The sequence below is a fragment of the Nonomuraea sp. NPDC048882 genome, assembly GCF_040649755.1.
Classification (GTDB): domain Bacteria; phylum Actinomycetota; class Actinomycetes; order Streptosporangiales; family Streptosporangiaceae; genus Nonomuraea; species Nonomuraea maheshkhaliensis.
This window is the reverse complement of sequence record NZ_JBEZGB010000007.1, coordinates 133,024-150,686: the sequence shown is the minus strand read 5'-3', so window position 1 is coordinate 150,686 and position 17,663 is coordinate 133,024. Positions and strand designations below refer to the sequence as shown.

The following is a 17,663-nucleotide window of genomic DNA, read 5'->3' as shown; positions in this document are numbered from 1 at the left end:
GAACCTCCGTTGACTTTTTATTCGGACGTCTGTCTATTTAGACTATGACCGTCGTCACCGTCGGCGTCCACATCGTCGACATACTCGCCCGGCCCGTCGATCACATCCCCGAGGGCCAGGACACCGTACTGGTAGACCAGATCCGCCTCACCGCCGCGGGCGCCGCCGCGGGCACGGCGGTCGACCTGGTCAAACTGGGCCACGACGTGGTCACCATGGGAGCGATCGGCGACGACGAGCTCGGCGACTTCCTGCTGATGATCCTGGCCAAGCGCGGCGTGGACGCTTCACGTCTCGTCCGCAGGCCGGGGGAGCAGACGGCGGCCTCGATCCTGCCCATCAGGCCCGACGGCGGGCGGCCCAGCTTCCACGTGCCGGGCGCCAACCTCGGGGTCACCTTCGCCGACCTCGACACCGAGACGCTGCTCCAGGCGCGGGCGATCCACCTGGGCGGCATGGACGTCACGTTCGGGCTCGGCGATCCCGCGTTCTTCGAGCTGCTGGACACCGCCCGCGCGAACGGCGCCGTCGTCACCATGGACCTGCTCTCCGAGCTGCCCGACCTGCTCGGCATGGCCCGCGCGTTCCTCCCGCACGTCGACTACGTGCTGCCGAACGAATCCCAAGCTTTACTCATGACCGGCTCCGACGATGTGGAGTCCGCCGCGCGGGTCCTGCTCGCCGACGGGCCGCGCGGCGTCCTCGTCACGCTGGGCGAGGCCGGCAGCCTCGTCGTGACCGAGGACGGCGTACGGCAGGTCCCGGCGCTGAAGACGGACGTGGCCGACACCACGGGCTGCGGCGACGCCTACTGCGCCGGCTTCATCACGGGCCTGCTGCACGACCAGGACGTTCTGACGGCCGCCCGCTGGGGCACGGCCGCCGCCGCCCGGGTCGCCACCGGCCTCGGTTCCGACGCCGGCCTGACCGACCTCGACTCCACCCTCGCCCTCCTCTGAGATCTCCTCCACTCAACCCCAAGGACCCCTCATGACCGACGCAGAGCTCCGCCTGCGGGCCCAGAAAGTCGTCCCGGGCGGCATGTACGGCCACCTCAACGCGGCCCTGTTCGCCCCCGGCTTCCCCCAGTTCTTCGAACGCGGCGAAGGCTGCCGCCAGTGGGACGTGGACGGCCGCGAGTACATCGACTTCATGTGCAGCTGGGGCCCCATCGTGCTCGGGCACCGCCACCCCCGCGTGGAGGAGGCCGCCGCCCGCCAGGCCGTACTCGGCGACTGCCTCAACGGGCCGGGCCCGATCATGGTGGAGCTGGCGGAGCTGCTGGTCGACACCGTGCCGAGCGCGGACTGGGCGATGTTCTCCAAGAACGGCACGGATGCCACCACGCAGGCGCTCATGGTCGCCAGGGCCGCGACGGGGCGCACCAAGGTGCTGATGGCGCACGGGGCCTACCACGGGGCGGACCCGTGGTGCACGCCGTCCCTGTCGGGCACCACACCGAACGAGCGGGCCGACCTGGTGGAGTTCGCCTACAACTCGCTGGAGTCCCTGGAGGCCGCGGCGGCCACCGTGGAGGGCGACGTGGCGGCGATCATCGTCACGCCGTTCAAGCACGACTCGTTCGAGGATCAGGAGCTGGTCGAGCCCGCCTTCGCCCGCGGCGCCAGGGCGCTGGCGGACCGGCTCGGGGCGGCGCTGGTGATCGACGACGTGCGGGCCGGGTTCCGGATCGACCTGCGCGGGTCGTGGGAGCCGTACGGCGTGCGGCCGGACCTGACGGCCTGGTCGAAGGCGATGGCGAACGGCTACCCGATCGCCGCGGTAACCGGGACCGACGCGCTGCGCGGGCCCGCGCAGACGCTGTACTCGACGGGCTCGTTCTGGTTCTCGGCGGTGGCGATGGCGGCGGCCAAGGCGACCATCGAGACGCTGCGCGACGAGGACGGCATCGGCGCCATGGAACGGGCGGGGACGCAGTTGCGTGACGGCCTGTACGCGCAGGCCAAGGCGCACGGGTTCACGGTGAACCAGACGGGGCCCGTGACGATCCCGTGGCTCAGCTTCGACGGCGACGCCGACCTGTCGGTGGCCATGTGGTGGAGCGACGCCTGCTTGCGGCACGGGGTCTACCTGCACCCGTGGCACAACTGGTTCATGTCGGCCGCGCACACGGAGGCGGACGTGGCCAAGGCCCTGGAGGGTACGGACCAGGCGTTCGCGGAGACCCGCGCCCACTTCGGCTGAGGCGCCCGGATCAGCCGCCCGTGACGGGCCCAGCCGCCCGTGACGAGCCTGGCCTGCTCGTGACGGGCGCGAGCCCGCCCGTTACGCCGGCCGAGGTCTCCCTACTCACCCGCCCGCCGCTCGGACTCCGCGGCGGCCCAGGTGAAGACGCCCTTGGCCATGGTGGACAGCTCGTTCGCCGCCCTGGCGGCGAACACCTCCGCACGTACGCGGTGCACCCCCGCGTCGTCGGGCGCCGCCAGGGCGGCCATCTCCGCGAGGTGGCCGGCCAGCCGCTCGTCCCCCTCGGACAGCGCCTTGCGGGCCGCGTCCGCCAGCGCGGCCGGGCCGCCGGCGAGCTCGGCCACGGCTTTGGCCAGGACGGCGTCGGGGGCGGGCTTGAGATGGGCGGGGTTCCCGTCGTACCAGCCGCCGTAGAGCCGCCACAGGTTGCGGACCACGAACTCCGGCTCGTCGTAGCGCGCCCGCAGGTAGGGCCGGTCGGACAGGTGCGCCGGCGGCCGTACGGAATGGACGATCTCGTCTAGTCGCGCGCCCGCGTTGAGCAGGTCGAGCGTCTGCGTGACCAGAGACTCCAGCCATTCGGCCGTCTCCAGCAGCGCCTGCCGGATGCGGTCGGCGCCGAAGATCGGCGCGCCGTGACTGGGCAGCATGATCTCCGCCTCCAGCCCGGCCATCAGGCGCAGGGCGTGCACCCACTCCCTGGGGTAGCGCTGCACCTTCTGTGGGTTGCCGCAGTTGGGCGTCACCCAGATGAACAGGTCGCCGGGGAGCAGCAGCCGGTGCTCGGGCACCCAGCCGATGCTGGCGTCGTCGGTCTCGCCCTTGGCGTGGATCAGGTCGAACGTCAGCCCGCCGCGCCGCACGGTCAGCCGGTCGGCGTAGGTGACGTCAGGATGCCGGTAGGCGTCTGGCCAGCGCAGTCGCGGCGCCTGGAACTGGCGCTGGTTGATCACCGCGTTGTAGCCGTTGGTCAGCAGGTAACGCTCGAAGCGGGCGACGACCGCCTCGTGGGCGTAGACCGTGGCCCGCCGCCCCTCCTCCTCGAAGGGGCCCGTGCCGAAGACGTGGTCGATGTGCCCGTGCGAGTAGAACGCGGTGGTCAGCGGCGCGCGCGTCCAGGCGCGGACGTCCTCGTGCAGCCGCTTGGCCGAGAAGGGGCTGCTGGTGTCGAACAGCGCCAGCTCACCCTCGGTCTCGAACGCGATCACGTTGCCGAAACCCGGCCACCAGCCCACGCCGCCGGCGACGGTGAGGACGCCCCTGCCCTGCATGCCCGGGTCGACGATGCTGTCGTCGGCCTCGCCCCGCCACACGCGCTCCGCGTACTCGGCAATCATGGATCAACTCTAATTCTAGAATTTTGTTCTGTGCAAGCCCGTCACGGCAAGGTCACGTCTCGATCGCACCCCCTTGACGCCCCCGCGGACCCGTTCGTACGTTGCGGAGATCGTTTAGGAAACTTTCCTAATTCAGGAGCCCCCATGACCCACCCCGGTGACATCACCAGGCGTCAGCTGCTCCGCCGGATCGGCATCACCGCGCTCGCCGCCGGCCCAGGCGCCGGACTGCTGAGCGCCTGCGCCACCGCCGGCACCGGAGGCGAGCCCTCCGCCGCCCCCTCCACCTCGCTCCCCGCCTCCGCCGACCCGAAGAACCCCTTCGGCGTGGACGCCAGGAAGCCGCTCGAAGTGGTCATCTTCAGCGGCGGGTACGGCGACGCCTACGCCAAGGACCTGCACGAGGAGCTCTACAAGAAGTCCTTCCCCGGCGTCACGATCAAGCACACCGCCACCCAGGAGATCGGCACCCAGCTCCGCCCGCGCCTGATCGGCGGCGACGCCCCCGACGTGATCAACAACTCGGGCCCCAAGTCGATGGACCTGGCCGCCCTGGCCGCCGAGGGGCACCTGGCCGACCTGACCCCGCTGTTCGACGCCCCTTCGGTGGACGACCCGGCCAAGAAGGTGCGCGACACGATCACCCCGGCCGTGCTGGAGAACGCCAAGGTCACCGGCAAGGACCTGGTGCTCAACTACTCGGTGTCGCACCGGGCCCTCTGGTACAACGCCAAGCTGTTCGCCGCGAAGGGCTGGACGGTGCCGGTGACCTGGGAGGAGTTCACGGCGCTGGGTGAGACCGCCAAGAAGGAGGGCATCCTGCTCTTCGCGTATCCGGGGCAGAAGGGGCCGTACTACCAGCTCTGGAACGTCCTCTACACCGCCGCCAAGATCGGCGGGAACCAGGTCATCATCGACATCGACAACCTGGTCGACAACGCCTGGAACGCCGAGCCCATGAAGCGCGCGGTCACCGTCTGGGCGGACGTCCAGGCGAAATATGGCGACAAAGCGTACTTCGGTCTCGACCACACCCAGACCCAGATCAAGCAACTGCAGAACAAGGTCCTCTTCTACCCGGTCGGCTCCTGGATCGAGAACGAGATGGCCAAGGACATGCCGGACGACTTCGAGTACGCCATCGCCCCCATCCCCGAGGTCACCGGCTCCGACCGGATGCCGTACGGGGCCATCCAGGTCGGCGTCGGCGAGAACTTCGTGGTCGCCGCCAAGGGCAAGAACCCGCAGGGCGGGCTGGAGTACCTGCGCCTCATGCTCTCCAAGGAAGGCGCGCGCGGCTTCACCGAGAAGACCAAGAACGTCACGGTCGTGAACGGCGCCGCCGAGGGCGTCGACCTGCCCGCCGGCCTCATGAGCGCCGCCAGGGCCCAGGACAAGGCCGGAGCGAACATCATCACCGAGGCGCGCTTCGAAGGCTGGTACAAGGAGCTCTTCGACTACGGCACCGAGCAGATCAACGTGGTCATGGCCGGCCGGATCACCCCCGAGGAGTTCTGCGCCAACCTGCAGAAGAAGGCCGACGCCGTCAAGGCGGACGACGCGGTCACCAAGCAGACCCGGAGCCAGTGACCGATGGAGCGGCTGCGCAGGTACGGGTTCGTGGCCGGCTTCCTCGCCGTGCCGCTCGTGCTCTACACCGTCTTCGTCATCAGCCCGTACGTCCAGGCGTTCCAGCTCGCGCTGACGAGCTGGAACGGCTACAGCTCGATCGTCCGCTACGTCGGGCTGGACAACTTCGGGCGGCTCTTCCAGGACGAGGTCTTCTGGCGGGCCCTGCGCAACCACGGGATCCTGCTGCTGGTGCTGCCGCTCGTGACCATCCTCATCGCGCTCGTCTTCGCCTTCCTGCTCAACCTCGGCGGAGGCACGCGCGGCAACGGCATGAAAGGGGTGTGGGGGTCGAACTTCTACCGGATGGTGTTCTTCTTCCCCCAGGTCCTGGCCGTGGCCGTGGTCGGCGTGCTGTTCCAGGCCGTCTACCGGCCCGACGAGGACGGCGTGATCAACGGCGTGCTGGCCCGGTTCGGCATCGACCCCGTCGGCTGGCTCATCGAGCCGGACCTGGCGCTCTGGTCGATCATCGCGGTGATGGTCTGGCAGGCGGTCGGCTTCTACGTGGTGCTGTTCTCGGCGGGCATGGCCGCGATCCCCAAGGACTACTTCGAGGCCGCCGCGCTCGACGGGGCCAACCGGCTGCGGCTCTTCTTCTCCATCACGCTGCCGCTGCTGCGCGACACAGTACAGGTCGGGTGGATCTATCTCGGCATCGCCGCCTTCGACGGGTTCGCGCTCATCCAGGTGCTGGCCGGCGACAAGGGCGAGCCCGACGGGGCCACCACCATCCTGCCGATCACCATCTACAACACCGCCTTCTCCTACCAGAAAGTCGGCTACGCCTCCGCCATGGGCGTGGCGCTGTTCTTCCTCACCGTGACCTTCGCGGTGCTGACCTTGCGGACGACCAGGCGGGAGAGGGTTGAGCTGTAGATGGCCGCTCGCAAGCTCGAAAGACCCCGGATCGGCGTGCTCAACGGGCTGTCCCACGTGGCGCTGGCCGTGTGGGCGCTGCTCATCGTCGCGCCGCTGCTGTGGACGTTCCTGGCCTCGTTCAAGAGCAACGCCGAGATCTTCGGCGACCCGCTGCAACTGCCCGGCGCGCTGCGGCTGGACGCCTGGGGGCGGGCCTGGGACACGGCGCACATCGGCCGGTACATGCTCAACACGGTCATCGTCGTCTGCTTCGGCACGGCGGGCACGATGGTGTTCGGCTCGATGGCGGCGTACGTGCTGGCGCGCTACCGCTTCCCCGGTGGCAGGCTGATCTACTACTACTTCGTGGCCGGGCTGGCGTTCCCGGTGTTCCTCGCGCTCGGGCCGCTGTTCTTCGTGGTCAAGCAGGTCGGGCTGCTCAACTCGCACGTCGGCCTGGTGCTGGTGTACGTGGCGTACTCGCTGCCGTTCACCGTGTTCTTCCTCGCGGCCTTCTTCAGGACGCTGCCCGAGGCCGTCGCCGAGGCCGCCCAGATCGACGGCGCCTCCCACACCCGCACGTTCTTCCAGATCATGGTGCCCATGGCCAGGCCGGGCCTGATCAGCATCACGATCTTCAACGTGCTCGGGCAGTGGAACCAGTATCTGCTGCCCCTGGTGCTCCTGGCCGGCGACCCGGACAAATGGGTGCTCACCCAGGGCATCGCCAGGATCTCCACTCTGGCCGGCTACGAGGCGGACTGGCCCGGCCTGTTCGCCGCCCTGTCCATCTCCATCCTGCCGGTCATGATCGTGTACATCATCTTCCAGCGCCAGATCCAGTCGGGGCTGGGCTCGGGGGCCCTGAAGTAACGTGGGCGCGTAGGCGACGCACGCGGGAGGCCCCATGGACGTGGACAGCAGGCTCGCCGGCCTGCCCGGCTGGCGGCGCGAGGGCGACGAGATCAGGCGCACGCTCACCGCGCCCGACTTCCCCGCCGCCATCCGCATCGTGGACGAGATCGCGGTCAAGGCCGAGGAGCTCGGCCACCACCCCGACATCGACATCCGCTGGCGCATCCTCCACCTGGCCCTGACCACGCACGACGCGGGCGGGCTCACAGAGCTCGACTTCAAGCTGGCCGCCGTGATCGACGACATCGCGGAAAAACATGGCGCGTAGCCGCTAATTACCCAGCGTGACCATGCGGTCACTGGTTAGAGTGGGTACTCTCTCTGAGCCCTCGTGCCGGTGGGGCTCTCGTCATGGGGGGTCTCATGCGCGTGCCCGCGTTCCTGCTCATCATGCTGACGGCGGCCTGTGCCGCACCGCCCGCTCCCGTACAGAACGCCAAGACCGCCCCCGAGCAGTCGGTCAACCTGTCCGCCGCGGGCGAGTTCAGCAACGACGACACCGCGGCCATCGCCTACGACCGCAAGCTCGCCCCGAAGGGCAGCCAGGCGAGCGTCACCGTCGAGTCCGGCCACGGGCAGACGCGCACCTCCCTCGTCGCCGAGGGCCTGCTGCCCGACCGCCGCTACGGCGCCCACCTGCACACCAAGCCCTGCGGCGCCAAGCCCGACGACTCGGGCCCCCACTACCAGCACCACCCCGGCCAGATCGACCCGACCAGCGAGGTCTGGCTCGACTTCACCACCGACGGCGAGGGCGCCGGGCGCGCCAGCGCCCGGCACGAGTGGACCCTCGACCCGGCCAAGGTGCCCGGCTCGCTCGTCATCCACGCCAAGGCCACCAAGCCCTCGGGCCCGCAGGCCGGCACGGCCGGCGACCGCATCGCCTGCCTGACGCTCAAGTGACCCGTCAGAGGGTGCCGTCATAGGCCGCTACCGTCAGCGTTCCCGCGCGCTGCCGGTAGCCGGGAATGGGCGCCTCCAGCCGGACCCTGATCGTCAGCGTCTTCTCGCCGCGTGGTTGCCTGCCCAGGACGAGGAACCCGGTCCCGCGGGGGTCGGCGGGGCGGCGCAGTCATGGGGCCCCTTGATCGGGCGCCCGTTCACCCACACGTCGGTGGTGAGCCGCCCGGCGAGTCCGTCCCCGCAGTAGGTGACGATGGCCACTCTGCGACCCCTGTCCGGCACGGTCAGCGTCACCTCGCGGGTGCCGGGCCAGGTGGCGCTGCCCTTGGTGACCAGGTGGAGACTCCCGGCGCTGATCGTCGCCGGCGGCTCGACCGGGGGCGCGGGGGGTCGTGGGGTGGCCGGCGGTGTCCACTCGTACACGCCGAACCGCCACCAGGAGATGTGCAGATGCACGATGATCTTGCGTACGTACGCCTCACGCTCCGCCTCCAGGCGCGGCCAAACCTGCCACGCCTTCAACAGCGCCGTCTGCACCAGGTCCTCGGCCACGCCCCAGTCACGGGCGAGCAGGTAGGCGGTGCGGAGCAGCCGGTGCCACGACGCTTCGACGAACGCGTCGTACTCCGATCGATCCGCCATGCGCGATCCTTCCTCAGGGGACAATCACCCGTCTTACGCCCTCGGAAGCACAGAAGGTTGCACAGCCCGCGGAATCGTACGCCTGCTTTTAGGAGTGCACTTGTAAGAAGTGCACTCCTAAAAGAATCGACAGGTCAGGGCCTGCTGGTCAGGGTTTGGTGAGCAGGGTGAAGGCGGCGCGGGAGACGATCAGCTGGTCCAGGGTGTCCTGTTCGGTGATCGGCGCGGCCGGACGGCCGCCTGAGCGCCACGGTCGCCGACGACGGCAAGGGCTTCGACCCGCACACGACGAGCCGCAGGGGCCTGGCCACGCTGGCCGACCGGTTGGACGCGCTCGGCGGAGAACTGACGGTGGACAGCGAACCGGGGAAGGGAACACGGGTGAACGCGTGGGTGCCGATCGGTGGATGACGTGATCCGCACAGTGAATCGCCCAATGATCCGCCCAATGATCCGCACGGTGGTGGCCGACGACCACTACCTCGTGCGCGAGGGCACCAGGCGGCTGCTGGAGATGTCGGGCGAGGTGACGGTCGTGGGCGCGGTGGGCGACGCCGACGAGCTCATGGACGCCGTACGCAGGCTCGGCCCCGAGGTCGTGATCACCGACATCCGGATGCCGGGCGGGCAGTGGCGGCAGAATTTCGAGGGCATCGACGCCGCCCACCGCATCCGCGCCGCGCATCCCGGCGTCGGGGTGGTGGTGCTGTCGCAGTTCGCGGACGCACTGTTCGCCTTCGAGCTGTTCAAGCACGGCACGGAGGGGTACGCGTACCTGCTCAAGGACCGGGTGGGGGACCTGGACGAGCTGCTCGGGGCGATCAGGGCGGTGGCGTCGGGCGTGCTGGCCTGCCTGGGGCCGGAGCCCTCGTAACCGGCCCCAGGCAGACGGTTCATCAGCAGCTGGTTCAGCGGTAGGCCAGGCGGCGGAGCAGGATCTCGGCCGGGCCGCGGTGGCCCACGCGCCGCATGACGTCGGCGAGCACCAGCGAGACCAGCCAGGTCAGCGCGGCCACCCCGGTGGCGGCGGCGAGGCCGAGGTCGTCCTGCAGCCCCAGACCGTAGGGGTAGAAGACCAGGACGAACACGACGGACTGGAAGAGGTAGAAGGTCATCGAGCGCTGCCCGAGCGCCTCGACCATCGTGGTGAGCCGCCCCCTGCTCCGGGAGGCCCGGATCGCGATCAGGGCGACGACGGCCGCCAGGCCGATGCCGCCCGCGTACCCGGTGAGCGGCTGCGCCATCGCGGCCGCCCAGACCGCCGCGTCCGGCGCGCTCCACGCCCCGATCTGCAGGAGACCCGCGGGCAGGCCCCCGGCGACGGACACGACGGTGCTGATCACCGCGAAGCGGATGAGCAGGGCACGGTGGTGGTGGGGCTCGTCCAGGATGCGGCGGCGCGCCGCCCACATGCCCCAGGCCATCCCGGGAAGGACGGTGACGACGGCGGAGAGCACGCCGAAGGGCCAGACGAGGGTCCGTTCGACGAGCAGCTCGCCGAAGCTCTGGGCGCCGGCCGCGACGCTGCCCTTGGTGTAGCTGGACACGCCCTGCGACAGCGGGAACCACATCACGGCCCCGATCACGGCGGTGGCGGGGATCAGCGTGAGCCCGGCCGTCCACAGCAGCGCCTTGTCGCCGCGCCGCAGCAGGCCGGTCAGCAGGACGGCGCCGAACCCGTAGACGGCGAGGATGTCGATCGGCACCAGCGCCACCGTGTGAGCCAACCCGATCGCCATCAGCCACCAGCCCCGCCGGCGCAGCAGCTTGCGGGCGCTCACCCAGGAGTCGCCGCGGGCCAGCCGCCGATCGAGCAGCTGCACCAGCGCGTACCCGAAGAGGAAGGCGAACATCGGCCGCGCGTGGTTGCCGACGAAGAGGACGTGGAAGAGATCGGTGATCGTGTTGGCCACCGCTGGGCCGCGATCGACGGCGGTCACGAACAGCGGCGCGTGGGCGAATCCGATGGCCAGCAGCATCGCCCCTCGGGCGAGGTCGGGGGCCAGCGCGCGGCCGGTGGCGACGCCCGGGGGGCCGGGCGCCTGGGTCAGCGTGGTCATTGTTCTCCTTCCGCGGGTCAGCCCGCCGTCGCGGCGCTCCTGGCCGCGTCGATGTTCTTGCGCAGGGCGGTCGTGATCGGCTTGACGGGCTCGGACAGTTGCTCGATGCGCTTGCGGTGCCGGTAGGACTCGGTCCTGGTCAGGACCACCTTCATCCGGGCGGCGGCGGCCAGCGCCGCCAGCACGCGGGCGTCCTGCTCCATCCGGGTGACCGGCCGGCCGCCGCGGATGGCCTGGCCGACGCGCTCGGCGAGCCTGCGCCACAGGTACGCCTTGCGCGGCAGGACCACCGTGAGCGGGAACAGCAGGAACCGGCGCCGTTCGACGCTGATCACCCGGTCGTGCGCCAGCTCGTCGCGCACCAGGCGGACCGCCTTGCCGCTCTCCTTGCGGATCCAGTGACGCCAGGAGCGGGGCGGGGAGTTGGAGATCTGCTCCCACACGACCTCTGGCAGCCCGCCGGAGTGGGGCGCGCTGCGGGCCCGCGGCTTGCCGGACTCGTCGGCCAGGTGCCCCGCCAGCAGCAGCTCGGCCAGGGCCGCGGCACGCAGCAGGTAACCCAGCTCGCCGCGGTTGGTCAGGCGCTCCTTGCTCAGGTCGAAGGCCAGCATGAAGGCCGCCCTGGTCAGCGGCTCAGTCTGCTTCGCCGGTGTCTCCATCCGCCTGCTCCTGTTCGTCCCGGCCCTTATCCTGGCCCTTATCCTGGCCCTCGTCCTGGCCCTCTTCTGGGACCTTCTTCGGCCGCCCGCGCGGGCGGATCCGCCCCACCCCGTCGGGCATCCGGCCGGCTTCGGTGAGCGCCCTGCGCAGCAGGAACTCGATCTGGGAGTTCGTACTGCGCAGCTCGTCGGACGCCCACCGGGCCAGCGCGTCGTGGACCACGGGGTCGAGCCGGAGAAGGATCTTCTTACGTTCCACGGTGGTTACTGGTAGAGCGTGCCGGTGTTGACCACCGGCTGGGTGTCACGGTCGCCCACCAGCACCACGAGCAGGTTGCTCACCATGGCGGCCTTGCGCTCCTCGTCGAGCTCGACCACGTCGTGCTCGGCGAGCTTCTCCAGGGCCATCTCGACCATGCCGACCGCGCCCTCGACGATCCGCTGCCTGGCCGCCACGACCGCCCCGGCCTGCTGGCGGCGCAGCATCGCGTGGGCGATCTCGGGCGCGTACGCCAGGTGGATGATGCGGGACTCGATGACCTTCACGCCGGCGGAGGCGACCCTGGCCCCGATCTCGGTGGAGAGCTGGTCATTGATCTCCTCGGCGTTGTCGCGCAGCGACAGCCTGGGCTCGCCGTGGGCGTCGTATGGATAGCTGCCCGCGATGTGCCGCACCGCCGTCTCAGCCTGGATGGCCACGAACTCCACGAAGTCGTCCACCTCGAAGACCGCCTGCGCGGTGTCCTGCACCTGCCAGACCACCACGGTCGCGATCTGGATGGGGTTGCCGTCGGCGTCGTTGACCTTGGTCACGTCGGTCTCGTGGTTGCGGATCCTGGTGGAGACCCGCCGGCGCTGGGTGATCGGGTTGATCCACTGGAAGCCGGGGGTGCGCAGGGTGCCGATGTAGCGGCCGAGCAGCTGCACCACCCTCGCCTCGCCCGGCGCCACCGCGGTGAGGCCGAAGTAGAGGAAGAACCCGGTGAGCCCTACCAGGACGCCCGCGACGAGCGCCCACACCCCCGCCTGCCCGCCGTCCATGGTGAGCACGACGATCCCGACGATGAACAGCGCGATGCCGGCCAGCTCCAGCGCCGTCGCCACGCCCGCCATCACGAACCCGTTGGCCGCGCGCAGCGGCCGCTCGCTCGTCTGGGGCTCCGGCATGTCCACGACCGTGCCTTCGAGCGCGACCCCGCCCGATGTGTTCGCCATCGACCTGTCTCCCTTCCCATGTGACTTCACCTTGCTAGCAAAGTGATATCACTTTTTGCGGGACGGGGAAACCCTTCGGCGGATGGGACCTTCATGCGGGCATGGCGATGTCACCGCGGGGGCACATGCCGCCGGCGGCTCTCAGGTGCGGGGCTCGGGGGTCAGCCGAAGACGGCGGGGGGTGGGACCGGGGCGAGGACCGGGTCGCCGTCCTTGATGGGGGCCGCGCCGGCGACGAAGTTCGTCAGCGCCTCCCCGTGGACGCAGCGCGCCTGCGTCAGGCCGCCGGCCGCCCGCCGAGTCAGCAGGTCCATCGGCAGCTCGGTACGGGAGGCGGCCACGATGAGGTTGCCGAAGCGGCGCCCGCGCAGGATGCCGGGCTCGGCCAGCAGGGCCACGTGCCGGAACGTGCCCGTGACCGTGGCCACCAGGCGCCGGGCGAAGGCGAGGCCCTTGCCGTCGGCCAGGTTGATCAGCAGGGTCCCGGACGGGCGCAGGACACGGGCGATGTCACCCATGTACTCGGCCGTGGCCAGCTCGACCGGCATCGTGGCCCCGGTGAACGCGTCGAGGACGACCAGGTCGGCGGTCTCGTCCCACACCTTGGCCGTGCCCTCGCGACCGCCCGCGATGATGACCTTCAGCCGGGGCACCGAGCGCAGGTCGAGCTGCTCGCGTACCAGGTTGACCAGCAGGCCGTCCGGTTCGATGACGATGTGCCGGGTGTCGGGCCGGGTGGCGGCCACGTAGCGGGGGATCGTGCAGGCGCCACCGCCCACATGGACGCAGCTGAGCGCCCCTTCTGGCAAAAGGTCGATCACATCCGCCATGAGTCGTACATACTCAAATTCCAGAAATGTCGGGTCTTGTAGATCTACATACGACTGAGGTACGCCATCCTTGGACAGCACCCAGCCGTCCTGCCTGTCCAGATCCCGGAGCAGCTCGATCTCGCCGAAAGTCACCGGGTACAGGCCAGGCATCGGCTCTCGCTGTCCACGTGCCACGTCTGATCCCCTCCTGGGAGAAACCGTATGCGACGACGAAGGCTGATTGTGCTCGTTATCGCCGTTGTCGCGGTAGTCGGGGCGGGTGCCTTCGCCGTCATGGCGTCGAGCCGGGTCAAGGGCAGCGCCGCCGAGACGGCCTCCAAGTACTTCGCGGCCTGGCGTGAGGCGGACGCGACGGAGATGGCCCGCCTGGTCTACCAGCCTCCGCCGGACTTCGTCGTACGGCACCGCGCGCTGAGCGACGACCTGCACGTCGAGTCCATCGAACTCGTGCCCGGCCCGGTGAAGAGTACGGGGGAGGAGAGCGCTGAGGTGCCGTTCTCGGGGGTGCGGCAGTTGTCGGAGTTCGGGGCGTGGCCGTTCGACAGCGTGTTACGCCTGGCCGTACGCGACCGGGCCTGGAAGGTGCTGTGGGCGCCCGAGACCCTGCACCCGCTGCTCAAGGACGGTGGCACGCTGGAACTGGCGGAGATCGACGCCTCGGCGGCCGAACTCGTCACGGCGGAGGGCGACAAGATCCCGAACGACAGCTACGCCGACGCCTACCTCAACCCGCTCAAACCCGAGTTCGAGCAGGCGGTGCACGGCTGGGCGCTGGTCTCCAAGGTGCCGGGGCAGCCGGACAAGCAGCTGATGACCCGGCGGCCCGAGGCGAACGTCGAGCGCACCACCCTGTCACGTCCTGTCCAGGCGGCGGCCGCGCGGGCGCTGGACGGGGTGGAGGACTCCACGATCATCGTCATCCGGCCCAGCACCGGCGAGATCATCGGCCTGGCCGACCGGCTCAAGGACAACTACAGCGCCGTCCGCGACGTCTTCCCGCCCGGCTCCGTCTTCAAGACGATCACCGCGGCGGCCCTGCTCAAGAGCGGGCTCGACCCGGGGGCCCAGGTCGGCTGCCCGGGCACGTACCAGATCCCCTTCCACGGCCTGTACGAGAACGACGGCGAAGTGGACCGCGGGGTCGTCACGTTCACCGACGCCCTCGCCCACTCGTGCAACACCACCTTCGTCGAGCAGGGCACCACGAGGCTGACGGGCGCCGCCCTGCGCGAGACGGCGGACGAATGGGGCTTCGGCCGGCCGATCGCCACCGGCATCGGCGGGACCTGCGGCACCGTGCCGGAGACCACCGACCTCGACATGCTCGCCGCCGACGTCATCGGTCAGGGCGAGGTCGTCGCCACCCCGCTCTGCATGGCCGCGCTCGCCGCCGCCGTGGAGAGCGGCACCTGGCGCTCGCCGCGGCTGCTGTCCAAGGAGCAGGTACGCCGCATCGACGGCGTCCCGCACGGCGACGTCGTCATGGACGGGACGATCGTGGCCGCGCTGCGGGACATGATGACGGCCGTCGTCGACCACGGCACCGCCCGCGACATGGGACTGCCCGAGGGGGTCGCGGGCAAGACCGGGACCGCCGAGGTGGAGGGGGAGACCTCGCACGCCTGGTTCATCGGATACCGCGACGACCTGGCCTTCTGCGTCTTCATCAGGAACGGCGGCTCGGGCCGCGCGGCGGCCGTCCCGGTGGCCGCCCGCTTCCTGCAGGGCCTGTGATTCCACCGGGGCCGGAAGGAGAGCGTCCGCTAACCTACGGTACCGTAGGTTTCATGACGACCATCACCGTAAAGCCCAGGCTGCGAGGCTGGTTGCACACTGGAGCACTGCCTGTCACCCTCGTCGCGGGGTTCGTGCTCGTGGCGCTCGGGCCCACCTTGCAGGCGCGCGCCGCTGCCGCCGTCTACGCCGTCACCTCGGCCCTGCTCTTCGGCATCTCCGCCACCTACCACCGCAGTGAGCTCGGCCCCCGGCTCGCGGAGTTCCTGCGCCGGGTGGACCACGCGAACATCTACCTGATCATCGCCGGGACCTACACCCCGTTCGCTCTCCTCGCGCTCGACGGCGTGCCCCGCGTCGCGGTGCTCTCGGTCAGCTGGGGCGGCGCCCTGGCCGGCGTGCTGTTCCGGGTGTTGTGGATGAACGCGCCGCGCTGGCTCTACACGGTGCTCTACCTGGGGCTCGGCTGGACCGCGGTCTTCGTCATGCCGCAACTGCTCGAAGGCGCCGGCGTGGCCGCCGTCGTGCTGGTGGCGGTCGGGGGCGTGTTCTACTCGGCCGGAGCCGTCGTCTACGGCCTGCGCCGCCCCGATCCGTCCCCTCGCTGGTTCGGCTTCCACGAGGTATTCCACGCCTTCACCGTCGCCGCGTACCTGGTGCAGTACATCGCGGTGTCGATCGTGGTCTACTCCCACGTCTGATCCCCACGCGGTGGTAAAAGGCGACATTTGACCCGACGCTGGTCTGTTCGAGGGCGTTCTGCGGAAAGCAGACCAGCATGGGGGATATCGCTCGTTCGTGGTGGTTGCTGCTGATCCGGGGCCTGGCAGCCATCGTCTTCGGCATCCTGGCGCTCATCTGGCCCGGGATCACGCTGCTCGTCCTGGTGGTCTTCTTCGGCGTGTACGCCATCGTCAGCGGCGTGTCCGAACTGTTCGCCGGGTTCCGGCACGGGGAACGGTCACGTGTCTGGCTGATCGTCTCGGGCATCCTCGGCATCCTGGCCGGCATCGTGGCCTTCGTCTGGCCGGGCATCACCGCCGTCGCCCTGCTTTACATCATCGCCTTCTGGGCCATCTTCAGCGGCATCGCCGAGATCGTGGCCGGCGTGCAGCTGCGCAAGGTGATCGACAACGAGTGGATGTTCATCGTCGGCGGCATCCTGTCGGTGATCTTCGGTGTCCTGCTGCTCATCTGGCCCAAGGCGGGTCTGCTGGGCCTGGCCTGGCTGATCGGCGTCTTCGCCGTCCTCTACGGCATCGCGATGATCGCTCTGTCTCTACGCGTGAAGAACTTCACTTCGGGGGCAGGTATCCCGTAAATTTTGTATGGATGCCGACATTCTTCAAGAGGAATGTCAGGCACCCGATTCGCTGCGGAGGCGCTATGGACGTACACGCCCGCCTTGCCCGCCACCTTCTCGTCGACGGATACCGGCTCGTGCTCGACCTGGAGCTCAGCCACGGCTCCTGGCTGGTCGACGCCAGGAACGGCCGCCGCTACCTCGACTTCTACACCTTCTTCGCCTCGGCCCCCCTGGGCGTGAACCCGCCCTTCGACCCCGACTTCACCCAGCTGCTCGGCCAGGTGGCCCGCAACAAGCCGGCCAACCCCGACATCTACACCGAGCACCTGGCCGACTTCGTCGACACCTTCGCCCGCGTGCTCGGCGACCCCGCCCTGCCGCACCTGTTCTTCGTCGAGGGCGGCGCCCTCGCGGTCGAGAACGCGCTGAAGACCGCCTTCGACTGGAAGAGCCGCCGCAACGAGGCCGCGGGCCGATCACGCGACCTGGGCACCCAGGTGCTGCACCTGACCAAGGCCTTCCACGGCCGCAGCGGCTACACGCTGAGCCTGACCAACACCGAGCCGGGCAAGACCGACCGATTCCCCACCTTCGGCTGGCCGCGCATCGACGTGCCCGCCATCCACTTCGGCGACGTCGAGGCGGCCGAGGAGCGGGCGCTGGCCCAGGCGCGGGCGGCGTTCGAGCGCCACCCGCACGACATCGCCTGCTTCATCGCCGAGCCCATCCAGGGCGAGGGCGGCGACAACCACATGCGGCCCGAGTTCCTCCAGGCCATGCAGCGGCTGTGCCACGAGTACGACGCCCTGTTCATCCTCGACGAGGTGCAGACCGGTGGCGGCACGACCGGGACGCCGTGGGCGTACCAGCAGCTCGGGCTGGAGCCCGACGTGGTGGCCTTCGCCAAGAAGGTCCAGGTCGGCGGGATCATGGCGGGCCGCAGGGTGGACGAGGTGCCCGACAACGTCTTCCGGCAGAGCGGCCGGATCAACTCGACGTGGGGCGGCGGCCTGGTGGACATGGTGCGCAGCCGCGGCATCCTGGAGATCGTCGAGCGCGACGGCCTGATCGCCCGTGCCGCGACCGTGGGAGAGATGCTGCTCGAACGCCTCACCAAGCTGGAGGCCGAACGGCCCGAGATCCTGTCCAACGTGCGCGGGCGCGGGCTGATGTGCGCCTTCGACCTGCCCGACCAGGCCGCCCGCGACGCGCTGGTGACCCGGCTCAGGGAGGAGCACGCGGTCCTGGTGCTGCCGTGCGGGCCCAGGTCCGTACGCCTGCGCCCGGCGCTGAACATCCCCGAGCCCGACCTCGACCACGGCCTGACCGCCCTGTCGGCGGCCCTGTAGACAGCACTCTCG

20 protein-coding genes are annotated in these 17,663 nt (G+C 69.9%); 13 read left to right on the top strand and 7 right to left on the bottom strand.

Going from position 1 to position 17,663, the window contains the following annotated elements:
* Window positions 1-44: 44 nt before the first annotated feature.
* Both AB0C27_RS25475 and AB0C27_RS25470 read left to right on the top strand, forming a co-directional pair.
* A complete protein-coding gene (locus tag AB0C27_RS25475; protein WP_357848130.1) occupies window positions 45-959 on the top strand; it encodes a carbohydrate kinase family protein in 915 nt (304 codons plus the stop codon).
* 31 nt (window positions 960-990) lie between these two features.
* Window positions 991-2,205, top strand: a complete 1,215-nt coding sequence (locus AB0C27_RS25470) for an aminotransferase class III-fold pyridoxal phosphate-dependent enzyme (RefSeq protein ID WP_357848128.1) — start codon at window positions 991-993, stop codon at window positions 2,203-2,205.
* 101 nt (window positions 2,206-2,306) lie between these two features.
* On the opposite strand, the gene AB0C27_RS25465 is transcribed toward AB0C27_RS25470, so the two are convergent.
* Window positions 2,307-3,545, bottom strand: a complete 1,239-nt coding sequence (locus tag AB0C27_RS25465) for an alkyl sulfatase dimerization domain-containing protein (protein ID WP_357848126.1) — start codon at window positions 3,543-3,545, stop codon at window positions 2,307-2,309.
* Window positions 3,546-3,689: 144 nt separating this feature from the next.
* Here AB0C27_RS25465 and ngcE point away from each other — a divergent pair, with 144 nt between their 5' ends.
* From ngcE to AB0C27_RS25440, 5 genes are all read left to right on the top strand, one after another.
* Complete coding sequence (gene ngcE / locus AB0C27_RS25460; RefSeq protein WP_357848124.1) at window positions 3,690-5,135, top strand: N-acetylglucosamine/diacetylchitobiose ABC transporter substrate-binding protein; 1,446 nt, start codon at window positions 3,690-3,692, stop codon at window positions 5,133-5,135.
* Between the two features lie 3 nt (window positions 5,136-5,138).
* Complete coding sequence (locus AB0C27_RS25455) at window positions 5,139-6,053, top strand: sugar ABC transporter permease (RefSeq protein ID WP_357848122.1); 915 nt, start codon at window positions 5,139-5,141, stop codon at window positions 6,051-6,053.
* A complete protein-coding gene (locus tag AB0C27_RS25450; RefSeq protein ID WP_346111945.1) occupies window positions 6,054-6,908 on the top strand; it encodes a carbohydrate ABC transporter permease in 855 nt (284 codons plus the stop codon).
* Between the two features lie 34 nt (window positions 6,909-6,942).
* On the top strand, window positions 6,943-7,218 hold the full coding sequence (locus AB0C27_RS25445; RefSeq protein WP_357848119.1) for a 4a-hydroxytetrahydrobiopterin dehydratase: 276 nt from the start codon (window positions 6,943-6,945) through the stop codon (window positions 7,216-7,218).
* A gap of 95 nt (window positions 7,219-7,313) precedes the next feature.
* The gene (locus tag AB0C27_RS25440; RefSeq protein WP_357848117.1) at window positions 7,314-7,853 is read left to right on the top strand and encodes a hypothetical protein; all 540 of its coding nucleotides are present in this window, start codon (window positions 7,314-7,316) and stop codon (window positions 7,851-7,853) included.
* A 93-nt stretch (window positions 7,854-7,946) separates the two neighbouring features.
* Here the strand turns inward: AB0C27_RS25440 and AB0C27_RS25435 are convergent, their stop codons facing one another.
* Window positions 7,947-8,495 carry a sigma factor gene (locus tag AB0C27_RS25435; protein ID WP_357848115.1) on the bottom strand — a complete coding sequence of 183 codons (549 nt, stop codon included), beginning with the start codon at window positions 8,493-8,495 and terminating at the stop codon, window positions 7,947-7,949.
* Between the two features lie 240 nt (window positions 8,496-8,735).
* Here AB0C27_RS25435 and AB0C27_RS25430 point away from each other — a divergent pair, with 240 nt between their 5' ends.
* Window positions 8,736-8,906: a hypothetical protein gene (locus tag AB0C27_RS25430; protein WP_357848887.1), complete on the top strand. Its 171-nt coding sequence runs from the start codon at window positions 8,736-8,738 to the stop codon at window positions 8,904-8,906.
* Between the two features lie 37 nt (window positions 8,907-8,943).
* Window positions 8,944-9,369, top strand: coding sequence for a response regulator transcription factor (locus AB0C27_RS25425; RefSeq protein WP_357848113.1), 426 nt, complete (start codon window positions 8,944-8,946; stop codon window positions 9,367-9,369).
* Window positions 9,370-9,403: 34 nt separating this feature from the next.
* Here AB0C27_RS25425 and AB0C27_RS25420 read toward each other — a convergent pair whose 3' ends face one another.
* The 5 genes from AB0C27_RS25420 to AB0C27_RS25400 all read right to left on the bottom strand — a co-directional run bounded on the left by AB0C27_RS25420 (window position 9,404) and on the right by AB0C27_RS25400 (window position 13,412).
* Window positions 9,404-10,555, bottom strand: a complete 1,152-nt coding sequence (locus tag AB0C27_RS25420) for a DUF418 domain-containing protein (protein ID WP_357848111.1) — start codon at window positions 10,553-10,555, stop codon at window positions 9,404-9,406.
* Window positions 10,556-10,572: 17 nt separating this feature from the next.
* Entirely contained in the window at window positions 10,573-11,214 is a 642-nt protein-coding gene (locus AB0C27_RS25415) for a GPP34 family phosphoprotein (protein ID WP_357848109.1), read from the bottom strand.
* Window positions 11,189-11,473 (bottom strand): hypothetical protein, encoded by a 285-nt coding sequence (locus AB0C27_RS25410; protein ID WP_357848107.1) that lies wholly within the window; start codon window positions 11,471-11,473, stop codon window positions 11,189-11,191. The genes AB0C27_RS25415 and AB0C27_RS25410 overlap by 26 nt, the downstream gene beginning before the upstream one ends.
* Before the next feature lie 5 nt (window positions 11,474-11,478).
* Window positions 11,479-12,429 (bottom strand): SPFH domain-containing protein, encoded by a 951-nt coding sequence (locus AB0C27_RS25405; protein ID WP_357848105.1) that lies wholly within the window; start codon window positions 12,427-12,429, stop codon window positions 11,479-11,481.
* A gap of 161 nt (window positions 12,430-12,590) precedes the next feature.
* Complete coding sequence (locus AB0C27_RS25400) at window positions 12,591-13,412, bottom strand: fused MFS/spermidine synthase (protein ID WP_357848103.1); 822 nt, start codon at window positions 13,410-13,412, stop codon at window positions 12,591-12,593.
* A gap of 123 nt (window positions 13,413-13,535) precedes the next feature.
* Here AB0C27_RS25400 and AB0C27_RS25395 point away from each other — a divergent pair, with 123 nt between their 5' ends.
* From AB0C27_RS25395 to lat, 4 genes are all read left to right on the top strand, one after another.
* A complete protein-coding gene (locus tag AB0C27_RS25395) occupies window positions 13,536-14,996 on the top strand; it encodes a penicillin-binding transpeptidase domain-containing protein (protein ID WP_357848101.1) in 1,461 nt (486 codons plus the stop codon).
* Between the two features lie 53 nt (window positions 14,997-15,049).
* Window positions 15,050-15,697 carry a hemolysin III family protein gene (locus AB0C27_RS25390; protein WP_357848099.1) on the top strand — a complete coding sequence of 216 codons (648 nt, stop codon included), beginning with the start codon at window positions 15,050-15,052 and terminating at the stop codon, window positions 15,695-15,697.
* Window positions 15,698-15,774: 77 nt separating this feature from the next.
* Window positions 15,775-16,317, top strand: coding sequence for an HdeD family acid-resistance protein (locus tag AB0C27_RS25385; protein ID WP_357848097.1), 543 nt, complete (start codon window positions 15,775-15,777; stop codon window positions 16,315-16,317).
* A gap of 65 nt (window positions 16,318-16,382) precedes the next feature.
* Complete coding sequence (gene lat / locus AB0C27_RS25380; protein ID WP_357848095.1) at window positions 16,383-17,651, top strand: L-lysine 6-transaminase; 1,269 nt, start codon at window positions 16,383-16,385, stop codon at window positions 17,649-17,651.
* The last annotated feature ends 12 nt before the right edge of the window (window positions 17,652-17,663 follow it).

What these genes read in the sequence shown, in the direction of transcription:
- AB0C27_RS25475 (WP_357848130.1), top strand. Translation starts at nt 45, where the DNA reads ATGACCGTCGTCACCGTCGGCGTCCACATCGTCGACATACTCGCCCGG.
- AB0C27_RS25470 (WP_357848128.1), top strand. Translation starts at nt 991, where the DNA reads ATGACCGACGCAGAGCTCCGCCTGCGGGCCCAGAAAGTCGTCCCGGGC.
- AB0C27_RS25465 (WP_357848126.1), bottom strand. Translation starts at nt 3,545, where the DNA reads ATGATTGCCGAGTACGCGGAGCGCGTGTGGCGGGGCGAGGCCGACGAC.
- ngcE (WP_357848124.1), top strand. Translation starts at nt 3,690, where the DNA reads ATGACCCACCCCGGTGACATCACCAGGCGTCAGCTGCTCCGCCGGATC.
- AB0C27_RS25455 (WP_357848122.1), top strand. Translation starts at nt 5,139, where the DNA reads ATGGAGCGGCTGCGCAGGTACGGGTTCGTGGCCGGCTTCCTCGCCGTG.
- AB0C27_RS25450 (WP_346111945.1), top strand. Translation starts at nt 6,054, where the DNA reads ATGGCCGCTCGCAAGCTCGAAAGACCCCGGATCGGCGTGCTCAACGGG.
- AB0C27_RS25445 (WP_357848119.1), top strand. Translation starts at nt 6,943, where the DNA reads ATGGACGTGGACAGCAGGCTCGCCGGCCTGCCCGGCTGGCGGCGCGAG.
- AB0C27_RS25440 (WP_357848117.1), top strand. Translation starts at nt 7,314, where the DNA reads ATGCGCGTGCCCGCGTTCCTGCTCATCATGCTGACGGCGGCCTGTGCC.
- AB0C27_RS25435 (WP_357848115.1), bottom strand. Translation starts at nt 8,495, where the DNA reads ATGGCGGATCGATCGGAGTACGACGCGTTCGTCGAAGCGTCGTGGCAC.
- AB0C27_RS25425 (WP_357848113.1), top strand. Translation starts at nt 8,944, where the DNA reads ATGATCCGCACGGTGGTGGCCGACGACCACTACCTCGTGCGCGAGGGC.
- AB0C27_RS25420 (WP_357848111.1), bottom strand. Translation starts at nt 10,555, where the DNA reads ATGACCACGCTGACCCAGGCGCCCGGCCCCCCGGGCGTCGCCACCGGC.
- AB0C27_RS25415 (WP_357848109.1), bottom strand. Translation starts at nt 11,214, where the DNA reads ATGGAGACACCGGCGAAGCAGACTGAGCCGCTGACCAGGGCGGCCTTC.
- AB0C27_RS25405 (WP_357848105.1), bottom strand. Translation starts at nt 12,429, where the DNA reads ATGGCGAACACATCGGGCGGGGTCGCGCTCGAAGGCACGGTCGTGGAC.
- AB0C27_RS25400 (WP_357848103.1), bottom strand. Translation starts at nt 13,412, where the DNA reads ATGCCTGGCCTGTACCCGGTGACTTTCGGCGAGATCGAGCTGCTCCGG.
- AB0C27_RS25395 (WP_357848101.1), top strand. Translation starts at nt 13,536, where the DNA reads ATGGCGTCGAGCCGGGTCAAGGGCAGCGCCGCCGAGACGGCCTCCAAG.
- AB0C27_RS25390 (WP_357848099.1), top strand. Translation starts at nt 15,050, where the DNA reads ATGACGACCATCACCGTAAAGCCCAGGCTGCGAGGCTGGTTGCACACT.
- AB0C27_RS25385 (WP_357848097.1), top strand. Translation starts at nt 15,775, where the DNA reads ATGGGGGATATCGCTCGTTCGTGGTGGTTGCTGCTGATCCGGGGCCTG.
- lat (WP_357848095.1), top strand. Translation starts at nt 16,383, where the DNA reads ATGGACGTACACGCCCGCCTTGCCCGCCACCTTCTCGTCGACGGATAC.